At 53.3% G+C, this 12,113-nt stretch carries 7 protein-coding genes; 3 read left to right on the top strand and 4 right to left on the bottom strand.

Annotated features, from left to right (window positions below; all coding sequences use genetic code 11):
* Nucleotides 1-28 precede the first annotated feature (28 nt).
* From EHT25_RS14555 to EHT25_RS14545, 3 genes are all read left to right on the top strand, one after another.
* Nucleotides 29-1,204, top strand: coding sequence for an alginate lyase family protein (locus EHT25_RS14555; protein ID WP_124875655.1), 1,176 nt, complete (start codon nt 29-31; stop codon nt 1,202-1,204).
* A gap of 312 nt (nt 1,205-1,516) precedes the next feature.
* The gene (locus EHT25_RS14550) at nt 1,517-2,722 is read left to right on the top strand and encodes a glycoside hydrolase family 88 protein (RefSeq protein ID WP_124875653.1); all 1,206 of its coding nucleotides are present in this window, start codon (nt 1,517-1,519) and stop codon (nt 2,720-2,722) included.
* 71 nt (nt 2,723-2,793) lie between these two features.
* On the top strand, nt 2,794-4,500 hold the full coding sequence (locus EHT25_RS14545; RefSeq protein WP_124875651.1) for an alpha/beta hydrolase family protein: 1,707 nt from the start codon (nt 2,794-2,796) through the stop codon (nt 4,498-4,500).
* A gap of 9 nt (nt 4,501-4,509) precedes the next feature.
* Here EHT25_RS14545 and EHT25_RS14540 read toward each other — a convergent pair whose 3' ends face one another.
* The 4 genes from EHT25_RS14540 to EHT25_RS14525 all read right to left on the bottom strand — a co-directional run bounded on the left by EHT25_RS14540 (nt 4,510) and on the right by EHT25_RS14525 (nt 12,105).
* Nucleotides 4,510-5,463: a DUF6624 domain-containing protein gene (locus EHT25_RS14540; protein WP_124875649.1), complete on the bottom strand. Its 954-nt coding sequence runs from the start codon at nt 5,461-5,463 to the stop codon at nt 4,510-4,512.
* Between the two features lie 377 nt (nt 5,464-5,840).
* On the bottom strand, nt 5,841-6,338 hold the full coding sequence (locus EHT25_RS14535; protein ID WP_124875647.1) for a methylated-DNA--[protein]-cysteine S-methyltransferase: 498 nt from the start codon (nt 6,336-6,338) through the stop codon (nt 5,841-5,843).
* Between the two features lie 88 nt (nt 6,339-6,426).
* On the bottom strand, nt 6,427-10,584 hold the full coding sequence (locus tag EHT25_RS14530; RefSeq protein ID WP_124875645.1) for a hybrid sensor histidine kinase/response regulator transcription factor: 4,158 nt from the start codon (nt 10,582-10,584) through the stop codon (nt 6,427-6,429).
* A 198-nt stretch (nt 10,585-10,782) separates the two neighbouring features.
* Nucleotides 10,783-12,105, bottom strand: a complete 1,323-nt coding sequence (locus EHT25_RS14525) for an enolase C-terminal domain-like protein (RefSeq protein ID WP_124875643.1) — start codon at nt 12,103-12,105, stop codon at nt 10,783-10,785.
* Nucleotides 12,106-12,113: the final 8 nt, after the last annotated feature.

Here is a 12,113-nt window from a genome sequence, read left to right as displayed (position 1 = left end):
ACCAGTTCATGCTTCCCAACTTAGTCCAATGCAAACACGGTTTTTCCTTCTCACGGTTTTTCTGTGCCACGGTCTGGCCGGCCGAGGACAATCACCGACGCCCGGTTCACTGAAAACCGCCATTGCCGCTACACTGAAATCCCACATTCTGGCGGAAGCGCGTTGGGCGATGCAGCAGGAACCGGTCACCGTGACGGCACAGACGTCGCCCCGGAGCGCGGGCGGTCCGCACGATTTTTTCTCGGAAGGCGATTACTGGTGGCCGGATTCGACCAACCCCCAGGGGCCGTACATCCAGCGCGACGGTTTGACGAATCCCGGTAATTTTGTGGCCCACCGCCAGGCCATGATTCGGTTCAGCCGGATTGTGGGCGCACTGGCGTCAGCGTATGTGATTACGAAAGATGAACGATTCGCCCGGCAGGCTTTCCGACACCTCAACGCCTGGTTTGTCGATCCGGCCACGCGCATGAATCCGTCGTTGCTGTATACGCAGGCCATCAAAGGGCGCGCAACGGGCCGGGGCATCGGCATCATCGATACCATTCACCTGATGGAAGTGGCGCAGGGATTGCAGGTCATGGAAAAAGCCAAAAGTGCTGATCGAAAAGCGGTGGCTGCCATTCGCCAGTGGTTTGCCGATTACCTGAACTGGCTGACGACGCATCCGTACGGCAGAGATGAAATGAATGCAAAAAACAACCACGGAACCTGCTGGGTGATGCAGGTGGCGGTATTTGCCAAACTGACGAAAAACGACTCGCTGCTGGTTTTTTGCCGAAACCGCTACAAAAACGTGCTCCTCCCCGACCAGATGGCCGCCGACGGCAGCTTTCCGCTGGAATTGCGCCGGACCAAACCGTACGGGTATTCGCTCTTCAACCTCGACGCCATGACGATGATCTGTCAGATTTTATCCACCCCAACCGACAACCTCTGGACGTACCAAACCGCCGACGGGCGCGGCATCCGGCAGGGCATCACCTATTTATATCCGTTTGTTCAGGACAAGTCGCGCTGGCCGTTGAAACCAGACGTGATGTACTGGAACGACTGGCCGGTAGCGCATCCGTTTCTGGTTTTCGGCGCGGTGGCTTTCAACCAGGCAGATTGGCTGACGACCTGGAAAAAACTGGACCACGATCCGCAGGTCGAGGAAGTGTTAAGAAATCTGCCCATCCGAAATCCGGTCATCTGGCTCTAAAGGAGTTTTAGAAAGTTATGAGGTGCCAACTTACTGACCGCGTAGCGGTCGAATGTTTGTAGAATTAGGAAATATTTATAATCCGCCCGCGTGCCGTCAGGTACGCAACACCTTGCTAATTGCGTACCTGACGGCACGCGGGCGAACTAGTGAAATCTACTTTACTACAAATATTTCGCACCTATGGTGCTTAACAAACTCACTATCCACTGATAACCAAGACACCATTTACATTAATTCTTCATTTTAAATCTACACAAATTGCTCACGGACTAAACGGGGCCTCCCGCCGGTCCGTGGGTACGTTAAAAAATGAAAATCCGTAAACTAACCGCTATCGTTCTAGGACTGATTCCGGCAATCAGCTTCATACCAACCACGTCAATCAAGTCCCTGTTCACGCAGGCCGAACAGCAAACCCGGCTGATGCTGAGCGAGGTGACTGCGGCCGATAAAAAACCGGTCGGCAACAAACCGCCCGTTGTGTCGCCCCGAACGCTCGATGAATCCGGTGCCTTGCAACTGGTGCCGGCCCGCGACTGGACGAGCGGTTTTTTCCCGGGCGAGTTGTGGTACCTCTACGAATACACCGGCAAACCGGAATGGAAAAAACAGGCCCGGTTTTTCACCGCCAATCTGGAAAATGAAAAGTGGAATGCCGGTACGCACGACATGGGTTTCAAGCTGTATACGAGTTACGGCAACGGTTTTCGGTTGACCAACGATCCGGCGTACCGCGACGTCATCATTCAGGGAGCCAGAACGTTAAGCAAGCGGTTCAAGCCGACGGCGGGTATCATCCGATCGTGGGACCACCACCAGGAGGTCTGGCAATGTCCGGTGATTATCGACAACCTGATGAACCTGGAACTGCTGTTTGCGGCCACCCGACTGACCGGCGATTCGACGTTTTACAAGATTGCCGTAACACACGCCCGGACGACGATCAAAAACCATTACCGCCCCGACCACAGTTCGTACCACGTTGTCGATTATGACACGCTGACCGGAAACGTGTTGAAGAAAAACACGCACCAGGGCTTCAGCGACGAGTCGGCCTGGGCGCGGGGGCAAGCCTGGGGATTGTACGGATATACGGTTTGTTACCGCGAAACGAAAGACCCGGTGTTTCTGAAACAAGCCGGGGATATCGCCCGCTTTATGCTCAATCACCCGCGAATGCCGACCGATCTGGTGCCGTATTACGATTTCGACGCGCCAGCGATTCCGAATGAACTGCGCGACGTGTCGGCGGCAGCGGTGATGGCTTCGGCTTTGTACGAATTGAGTACATACGGTTCAGCGAATGCGAAATACCGCACAAACGCCGATCAAATCATCGCCAGTTTGTCCAAAAATTATGCGTCGCCCGTCGGGAAAAACCACGGCTTTCTACTCCTGCACAGCACCGGCGCGAAGACGTTTGAGCGCGATGTGCCGCTGATTTACGCCGATTATTATTACCTGGAAGCCTTGCTGCGGGCGAAAAAACTGAACGAGAAAAAACCGCTGTTCTGAAATAATGATTACCTGATCATGCAACGCGGAACCCGTTCACTCCCTCTTTGGCTCATATTCCTGACCCGAACATGAGCAACTCTACTACGTTTCGAACCGGATTTCAGTCGCTTGGCTGGCTCCTGCTTTTCCTTTTGTCTTTTCTCTCCGGACTTGCCCAATCGCGCAACCCCGCGGTAGACAGTATGGGAGCCAATATGGGGCGGCAAAACTGGAAAGCCGCCATCGAGTGGGCGTTGAAAGCCGGAGAAGCCAATCCCGAAGATAAATACTGGCGCTACCTGAACGCGGCCGATTTCGCCAGCCGCGACAAAAATGCCGACCTCACTTTCTACTACCTCAATCAGGTGGTTGATTCCGATATTTTTACCAAAGGGCCTTATGGTAACAAAAGTTTCGACTGGCTTCGGTCGGATCCCCGCTGGGCGGTTTTTATGGGGAAAGTAAACGAAGCGAAAGAACGGGAACGGCAGCATCGAATCAAGACCAGTTTGCCGTTTCGTCAGCTCCAGAAAGAATTGCTTGCGAAAGCCCGCGAAGAATTGACCACATTGGCTAAAATCCCGTCGGCATCGGCGCTTTATCAACAACTTCGCCAGCCCCCTTCCCCGCGTCCGAACCCACTGCCCGGTCGGTACCAACTGGACTGGCTGTCGTTTGCCGATTCCGTAGAAGTCCCGTATTTCATTCAATTACCGGCCCATTTTGACGGACAGAAAGACTATCCCATGGTCGTGGTTTTGCACGGCGCCGTGGGACAACAGCGCTCTTTCCCTGACGTCGCCGATACGACCCATACCTTTTTCGGGCAATCGTTTATGAATCAGGCCAGCGAGTCGGGATTAATTGCGGTTTTTCCGTACAGCACCCGGCGTTACAACTGGATGATGCCGGACGACGGTTTCGACATCGTGCCGGAAGTGATTCGGGAAGTCAAAAAGATGTACAACATCGACGATAGTCGCGTCTACGTAACCGGCCATTCGAACGGTGCCACCGGCGCGTTTTCGTACCTGCTGAAGCAACCCGGTTTGTTCGCCGGTTTCTCCGGAATCAACAACCGCCCGCAGGTCCGAACCGGAGGAACCTTCTTCAGGAATGCCCAAAACCGCTCTTTTTACAACGTCGCGACGGATTACGATTATTATTTCCCGTTCGAAGGGCATCGTTCGTTGGTGGATGTTGCTAAAAAATGGCAGATCAACTGGCAGAATGTCGAAGTGGAAGGCCATCGAACGCATGGTTATTTGGTCAACGCGAAAGATACCGCCACCCGTGCTATTTACCGCCAGCTTTTTGCCGACATGCTGACCAAAAAGCGCAATCCGTTTCAACACCAATTGTATTGGGAATGCGACGATCAAACGCACGGGCGCTGCGACTGGATTGAAATTACCACACTAGACACGCTGGCATCAAGGGCGGAATGGCATCAACCTGTTCATTTTCAAGTAAGTGGCTGGCGTGATGTGTATGATCCGGCCATTGTCAAAGACAGCACGTCGCAAGCCTTCGTTTTTCCCCGCAAATCGGGGGCGGTTTCGGCCACGTACAGCCAGAACCAGTTCATTATCAAGACGTCATGTGCCGGATCAGTTACGGTTTATTTGTCGCCCGAAATGGTTGACTTGAGTCGTCCCGTCAAAGTGATGGTTAACAACAAAACCGTATTTAATGCCCGCGTAAAAATGGACAAACCCTTTATGCTGAACGAATATGAGCGGGAAACGGATCATCAGGCCGTGTGGGTAAACCGCCTGACGTTCAACATTAACTAAGCAAACCCGCTACTTAATTTCGGTTTTCTTTTCGTATTCGGGAAGTCGTTTTTTGTAGTCGGCCACATCCCACTTCAGGTCCCAATATTTTACGTAATCGGCCAAGGGTGGCAAGCCGACTTCGGCCCGGCGTTTATCGACATTGTCCGGATCGTTCAACGGCAGCACATACGCTTTGCCGTCGGGGTCCTGCCCGATCTGGCTGCCGTAGGTTTGCCGTCGTCCCTCGCCCAGCGCCACCCGGTCTTCCAGCATCGCCAGCGAACTGGGTTCGGCCTTTTTGGCTTTTACGGCTTCGCGCATCAGCGGAAGGTATTTTTGCTGCGTCGCCAGATCCGCGTGCTGGATCACCAGAAACAGCGTCATGTTGGCCTGAGAACCCACTTTGTCTTCACCCAACCAGCCGTATTCATCCAGAATCGCTTTGACCTGAACCAGATTGATGCTATCCTTCTGGCCGATGGTTTTCCAGTGGCTTTTCATTTCCCTGGAATCGAAACCATATTTTTGACTCACGGAATCGATCTGTTTGCGGTATTTCTGATCATCGTCATAAATTGCTAAAAGTCTGGCTTGCAACGGCTTATCATAATTCGCTTCAATTTTATCCACTTTGGTTTGCAAGCGGGCCACCAGTTCGTTCCATTCCGTGCGTCCGTGCAGGATGTTCAGATCGGAATCCGTTTTCATATGCCGGATGTTGATGTAGCCCTTTTCAATCGCCCGGTTTAGCCAATTGAAAGCCAGTTTTGTATCTTTCATCAATGCCGCCGAGCAAGCCGCGTTGTAGAAATCGGCCCGGTTTTTCTGTTCAAGTTTGAACGCCCGCTGATACAGCTCGACCGACCTCGGATAGGCTTTTTCGTTGTACTTCTTTTCGGCTTCGCTGATGAGCGACTTGTACGTTTGCGCATACGTAAGTGACTGATAGAGAAAGGCAAGAACCAGTAGTGTAAATCGCATAACGTTTCCTTTTGGTTGCGCAATTTAACTAAGAAACTAGTTTTTCGTTACCAGAATGAGAAGCTGTTGCACCGGGAGTTGTTTTTCTTATTGAAAGGGTCCATAAAAAACCGAAACACTTTCCAAACACGTTACGAAATAACTCAATGCGGGTTTCAGTCCCGTAGGGACGAAATGTTTGTAGCAGTAAAGTCATTTTGCGCGTACAGGCGCGTGCCTTTGGGTGCGCAATTTTAGCATGAGATTGCGGCCCTAAAGGCAGGCCGGAACCGGTTGGAGATCGTTGTATTCTACAAATATTTCGTCCCTACGGGACTTAAAACCGCCTTTCCCTTATCAGTTCAGCCCATTATGTTTTCAGTGAATGACTACCCTAATTAAAACGCCAGCTCCATCTGGCGGTTTTCCAGTTTAAGCAGATACGCTTTAGCTGCCAGACCACCCGCAAAACCGGTCAATTTACCGGTCGAACCAATGACGCGGTGGCAGGGCGCAATGATCGAAATGGGATTTTTTCCATTGGCCGCGCCCACCGCCCGAACGGCTTTGATATCCCCGATTTGGCGGGCAATCTCGCCGTAGCTCCGTGTTTCGCCAAAGGGAATCGTCAACAGGGCCTGCCAGACTTTCTTCTGAAATTCGGTTCCAACAAAATCCAGCTGAAAGGAAAATGTGGTTCGTTTTCCGGCAAAATAGTCGTTCAATTGTTGTTCGGCTTCGAGTAAAACCGGATGCGTGGGATCGTCAATCGTTGCGTTGATCGGAACGCGACGCGGATCGTCATTTTCCCAGAGCACGGCGGCCAAGCCGTTGTCACTTGCTACCAGCTTCAATTCACCCACCGGCGACGCCATCGTTTTAAAATAATAGTCCATTTTGTTTACTGTCGCTTGGTAGCGTTGAAGTTAAAAACCGCTTCGGGTTGAATTCGGCTACGTCATCGGTTTTCTATGAAAAATTAGTTCAGTGCACGCCCACCTCAGCCACTTCCGCACACCGACTGGCATACTCCGTCGGAGTCACGCCAAACTGCGCGCGGAAAGCGCGGCTGAAATACCGGGGATCGCCAAATCCGACGGCAAAGGCGATTTCGGACACACTGGCTTTCTTTTGTTTCAACAGGATTTCCGCCTTTTTCAGTCGTGTCGTACGCAATAAATCAATTACCGACAAACCGGTCAGCATCTTCACTTTTCGAAACAAAACCGGTCGGCTCATGCCCATTTCACCGACCAGACTGGTTACATTAAAATCGGCGTTGCTGAGGTTGGCGTTCAGCACGGACATCAGTTGGTTCAGAAATTTATCGTCCGGGTGATCCAGTTGCTGCTCCTGGGGTTGCAGCGTAACGATCCGGTGGTATTTCGCTTTCAATTGTTCCCGGAGCAACAGCAGATTGCGAACGCGGGCCTGCAGCAAAACCGGATGAAACGGTTTGGTCACGTAGTCGTCTGCACCGGTTTGCAAGCCCGTCAACTGATCGTCCGTCGTGCCTTTTGCCGTCAGCATAATCACCGGAATGTGGCTGGTTCGCGGGTCGGACTTGATGCGGTTCGTCAGCGCAAAACCGTCCATTTTCGGCATGGCGACGTCGGTAATGATCAGATCCGGCAATAATTGCGCGGCTTTTTCCCAGGCAACGGCTCCGTCGGCGGCCTCGATCACCTGCGCGGTTTCGGCAAACAGATCCCGGATATACGCCCGAATATCGTCCTGATCTTCCACCACCAGAATGAGCGTTTTCCCGGAAACCGATCCCTCTTCTTCTTTTTCCACCCATTCGTCGGCGGGTTTAGTCAAAGCCGTTGGGTGACCTGATGGAAACTCGATTTCGGTCGACAAACCGGACGGAACCGCTTCGGAACAATCGGGCGGAAGGGCGGGCAGTGTAATGGTAAACCGTGTAAAACCAGCCATTTGCAAAACCGACTCCCGGCTTTCAACGGTGATTTGCCCCTGATGCTGTTCGACAATACTTTTACTCAGTGCCAATCCTAACCCAAAACCGGAATCGCGCTTTCTGGACGGATTGACCTGATAAAACGGGTTGAAAATCGGGTCCAGTTCGTCCGCCGGAATTCCGCTGCCCGTATCCCCGACGGTGATAACCGCCTTATTTTCAGCATCTGACTCGCCAAAATCCTGTTGGACCCGAACCGAAATCGTGCCACCCGCCGGGGTAAATTTGAACGCGTTCAGCAACAGGTTGTATACGACTTTCTCCATTTCTCCGGCGTCGATCCAGACCGGCAGTTTTGTTACTTCCGATTCAGTCAGCAACGTAACTTGCCGCGAGCGGGCGTGTTCCAGGAAGGAAGCCGTGATTTTTTCCAGAAAAGCCACCAGATCGGTTTCCCGTTTCTGCAACTGACTATGACCGGTTTCGTGTTTCCGAAAATCCAAAAGCTGGTTCAATAGCCGCAACAGCCGGTCGGTGCTGCCGCGCATGATCGCCAGTTGTTTCTGGAGAAAGGCATCATTTGGCTTGTGGGTGCTCAATACCTCAATCGGGCCCATCACCAACGTCAAGGGCGTCCGGATTTCGTGGGCAATTTCGGTAAAGAAATTCAGCTTGGTCTGGTGCAGTTCCTGCTGCCGGTTTTTCTCGTTCTGTTCGACCTCCAGCTCGTGCGCCAGGCGCAAGCGGTTCCGATTAAACCGCGACCAGAGTGCCAGTAACCCAATGAATGTCAGCGCATACAGCAAATACGCCCAGCCGGTTTTCCAGATGGGTGGCAACACGGTAATTTTCAGTTCCAGCGGTTTCGGGTTCCAGACGCCGTCGTTGTTGGCACCGTTCACCCGCAGAACATACTCGCCCGGTGCCAGATTCATGTACATCGCCCGCGGTTCGCTGACGTAATTCCAGCCATCGTCGAAACCACGTAACTGATACGCGTAGCGGTTTTTGGAGGAATTGATGTAGTTGAAAGCCGCAAAATCGAGCGAAAACACATTCTGCCGGTGCGTCAATGTCAGCCCGCGCTCGTAGTCGATGCCCTCGGAAGAAAGACCGGTAACCGGTTCGTTGAATAGCCGCAGCTGGGTAAAAGCCAGCCGGGGCGGGGTCGTATTCCGGCGAATGCTGTCCGGGTGAAATTGAACAATTCCGTTGTAGCCGCCAAAGTAAAAATAACCGCTCGCATCCTGATACGTTGAATTGGATGTAAATTCTTTGGACACCAAACCGTCGTGTTTATTGTACGAAACGATTTTCGACTGAACCGGATCGAGCTGTGCCAGGCCGTTGTCCGTGCTGATCCACAAGCGCCCCTGACGATCTTCGCGGATTCCAAAAACCGTGTTGCTGGGCAACCCCTGCGCCATTGTGTAGTGCCGAAACGAACGTTGGTCGGGCAGCAATAGATTCAATCCGCCGTCGCGCGTGCCAACCCAGAGCCGACGCTGGCGGTCTTCCAGAAAGCAGGTAACGTGGCTGTTGCTGATCGAAGCGGGGTTTTGGTCGTCATGAAAAAAGTGAACAAAACCGTCCTCATTCGGTAATTTCCGGTTTAATCCGTTCGTTGTTCCTACCCACAATTGTTGCTGGCTGTCGATAAGCAAGCTCATGGCGTTGTTGGAACTGAGCGAGTTTTTCTGTTCTGATCGATGGCCCAATTGAATAAACGACTGCGTTTTCGGCTCGAATCGGCATAAACCGCCCAGATTGGTAACTACCCACAGCGTTCCGTCCGCATCCCGTTTCAGGTCATAAATCCGATCATTCGGCAGCGAGTTCGGGTTGTTGGGTTCGTGCAAATACCGCGTAATGGTTTGGCGACGTAAGTCCAGGTAATTCAGTCCCTGAAGCGTTCCGACCCACAAACCGGTTGTTCCGTCGGCCAGCAGGCATTTTACTTTATCATTCGAAAGAGATTGGCTATTTTTTGGATTATGGACATAGTGCCGGGCAACGGTTTTATCGGCATTCAGCAAAAAAAGCCCCCGGTCTTCGGTGCCGAGCCAGCGCTGATTCGATGCGTTGGCGGGCAACATCGGTCCTGCAATCTTAAACGGCATGCCGCCTTTTTCGCCCATGGGCCGGTACGAACCAAACTGCCGGGCCAGCGGGCTGTACAGATCGACGCCCCCGTAATAGGAACCAACCCAGACCGAGCCGTCGCGGTCCCGAAAAACCGACCGAACGGAATTATCGCTCAGCGAACCGGGGTCCGTGGGCTGGTTGGTCAAGGCCCGAAACCGGCTGCCATCCTGTGCCACAATGTACAAACCGGACATGGTGCCAATCCAGAAATTGCTTTTTCCGTCGGCCTGAATCGTTCGGATGGTTTGCGTTTTGAGGTCTAAACCGGTGGCCGCCGTCCACGAGGTTACCCGGCCCAACTTACTGTCGAACAGCGCAATACCGTGCCGCTCGGTGCCGAGCCACAAGCGCCCGGCCCGGTCTTCGGCAATGGCGTTGATGCCGTTGAAGGCGTTGTGGAATTTCGAATCCGCCGGTTCCAGAAAATAAGGGGTCAGTTGAAATTTTCCCGAAGGCATTGGCCGGAGTTGCACCAATCCGCCGGTTGTGCCCACCCAGAGGTTGCGCTCGCGGTCTTCGTAGAGGGTTCGGACGTGCTGGTTTTTGAGATCCAGGCGGTTTTGGGTCAACTCGGCGAGTCGCTCAAACCAGTATGGTTTTTCAGTTCGGAGTCGGTACAAACCGTGTAAGGTGCCGACCCAGATGTGTCCGCGACTGTCTTCCGCCAGACTAATAATGGTCGAATCCTGTGAATTACCAAACGAAAACCGCTGAAAATCATCCGTTTCCGGCCGAAACAAAGCCAGTCCGCGCGTGGTACCGACCCAAAGCCGCCCCCGTTTATCCCGCAGCAAACTGTTGACGGTATTGGACGCCAGACTCTGCGGATTCCCAGTCTGATTTTTGTAAACCGCTACCCGGCGGGAATCGTAGCGGTTGAGTCCGTCGCGGGTGCCGAACCACATGAATCCGTGGTTGTCCTGCGCAATGGCATACACGCTGCTTTGCGACAAACCGTCGTCCACGCCGAGGTGACTGAAGGTTTGCCCGTCCGGCTGGCAAAATCCAGCCGGGAGCAGAAGAAAATTAGTAAGAACGCCCAGCCAAAACCGGGCTTTATAGGTGAGATAAGTCATCGTTGTCTTCATAAACCATTCCCCGACAGGATTAATTGTGTAACGGAATGTATTTATCTTATAAAGACACCGAAAACTCGTACCTACGGACTTTAGTCCGTATTTTTTAAAAACCGATTTTTACTTTCGTTGTCGCGGGCGACAACGGAGGAATCATTTGAGTCGCATAGATTACACGGACTAAAGTCCGTGGGTACGTTACCAGCGGACGGCTTGAAATTTCCAGCCGGGCTGTTTTTTCTGCATTTCGGGTTCATCGTCGCGTTTCTTTAAACCGCATTCCAGGTAATTCTGGTGCAAAGCGGCCAGGGCGTCGCGATCCAGTTCGACGCCGAGCCCGGGTTCCTGTGGCACCAGAACCGATCCTTCTTCGAACGTAAACCGCCCGCCGACAATGACCTCATCCGATTGCCACGGATAATGGGTATCCAGCGCGTACGGAACCTGCGGCAGGGCCGCGCCGAGGTGCACCATGGCCGCCAGCGAAATGCCCAAATGGCTGTTGGAGTGCATCGACAACCCGCGACCGAAGGTTTCACAAATGCCCGAAAGCGTCATCGACGACCGCAAACCGCCCCAGAAATGGTGATCGCTCAGGATAATATCTTCGGAACCAATCGCAATGCTGGTCGGAATATCTTCGAACGAGGTCGTGCACATGTTGGTCGCCAGCGGGGTTTTAATCGCCTTCCGAACTTCCGCCATGGCCGCCTGCCCGCGAACCGGATCTTCCAGGTATTCTAGAATCGGCTCCATTTCCCGGCCGTATTGAATGGCGGTTTCGACTTTCCAGAGGGCGTTCGGATCGACGCGCAGCGGCACATTCGGACCAAAGGCTTCGTAGAGGGCAAACATCGCATCGACCTCCTGCCGGGGTTCAAAAACACCGCCTTTGAGTTTGATGGACTGAAAGCCGAACTCCGCACACATGGCCTGGGCCTGCGCCACAATCTCGGCCGGATTCAGGGCGCTGGCTTGCCGGGCAGCCGCCCAACCCTGCGCATTCGGGTCGATGTCGAACGCCAGTTTTCCCCCGGCGCCTTCGTATTTATAGAACAGATAAGCCGAAAACGGCACGCGATCACGCATTTTGCCCCCCAGCAAATCGACCACCGGGCGGCCCGTCACTTTGCCGATGATATCGAGACAGGCCACTTCGATGGAACTGAAAATATGCACCATTTTCCGCTGATCCCAGGGCGCATCGCCCCGCTGGGCCGCCGTGTCTTTCCCGAAATGATCGACCAGCACCTGTCGGATTTCGCTGAGTTGAAACACATCGCGTCCGATCAGCAGCGGTTTGGAAGCCTCCAGAGCCGCATCGATGTCGCTGTTGCCCGGAATCTCGCTGATGCCCGAAATACCGTCGTCCGTCACCAGCTCCACGATCGTGCGGAGGGCGTAGGGCGCATGCAAACCGGCGGCATTCAGCAAGGGCGGATCGACCACGGCAATCGGTGTAACGGTTATTTCCTTGATTCTCGGCCCGGTCCTGAGGGAAAAACGCGGAGTCAAATTCATAGTCAAAT

This window comes from Larkinella rosea (genome assembly GCF_003858635.1).
In the GTDB taxonomy this organism is placed as follows: Bacteria; Bacteroidota; Bacteroidia; order Cytophagales; family Spirosomataceae; genus Larkinella; species Larkinella rosea.
The sequence above is the reverse complement of the archived record's forward strand: the minus strand, read 5'-3'. Positions and strand labels throughout refer to the sequence as shown.